The following is a 921-nucleotide window of genomic DNA, read 5'->3' as shown; positions in this document are numbered from 1 at the left end:
CGCCTCCAACTTCGTCCTGCTGGAACCCCACCTGGCACAGCACCGCACCCTGATCCTGCCCGACTACGCCGGCAGCGGGCGCACCCCGCTCCCGGCCGGGGGCCGCCTCACCGTCGACGCCCTGGCCGCCCAGCTGGCCACCGTCGTGGAGCACCGCTCCGCGGGACCGGTGGACGTCGCCGGGGCCTCCCTCGGAGCCGTCGTCGCGGCGGCGCTCGCCGCGGACCGCCCCGAGCTCGTCCGGCGTCTGGTCCTGATCGTCGGCTGGGCCCGCAACGACGACCCGCGCCAGTCGATGGCCCTGGGGCTGTGGCGCCACCTCGCCGAGACCGACGAGTGGGCCTACCAGCGGTTCATCACGCTGCTCGCGCACTCGCCCGACTACCTGGCGGCCCTGGGCGGCGAGCGACTGCACGCCCTCGCCGCCGCCCCCGTGGTCACCGAGGGCGCCCGCCGCCAGCTCGATCTGGACCTCGTCGCCGACATCCGCGACCGCCTCCCGCGCATCCTCGCCCCGACCCTCGTCGTCGGCGCGAACCGGGACCAGGTCGTCCCGGTCTCCCACGCCAGGGAACTGCACGCCGGCATCGCCGGATCCCGGTACGCCGAACTCGACAGCGGGCACAACGTCCTGCTGGAGAAGCCACGGCAACTGGCCGAGCTGATCGGCGACTTCCTGGACTGACACCGCCGTGCGCGAAGGGGCCCCGTCCTTGCGAGGACGGGGCCCCTCCGCGTGCGGCCGGCGCGCTCAGCCGGCCGCCGCCGCGACCACGGACGGCTGGGGGCGCGTACCGGACAGCCCGAACCCCTCGGCCAGCAACCGGTAGGAGCGGACCCGGTCGGCGGGGTCCTGCGTCAGCGTGTTCACCATGAGTTCCCGCACCCCGCACGCCCCGGCCAGTGCGCGCAGCCGAGGGA

1 protein-coding gene is annotated in these 921 nt (G+C 75.5%); it reads left to right on the top strand.

The genetic code is table 11. The annotated features are described in order from the left end of the window. Positions 1-685, top strand: a 685-nt coding sequence (locus IE312_RS37465) for an alpha/beta fold hydrolase (protein ID WP_229900923.1), incomplete at its 5' end; no start/stop codon positions are given. Between the last annotated feature and the right edge of the window lie 236 nt (positions 686-921).

This window comes from Streptomyces capoamus (assembly GCF_014654935.1).
GTDB classification, from domain to species: domain Bacteria; phylum Actinomycetota; class Actinomycetes; order Streptomycetales; family Streptomycetaceae; genus Streptomyces; species Streptomyces capoamus.
This window is presented reverse-complemented; position numbering and strand designations above follow the sequence as displayed.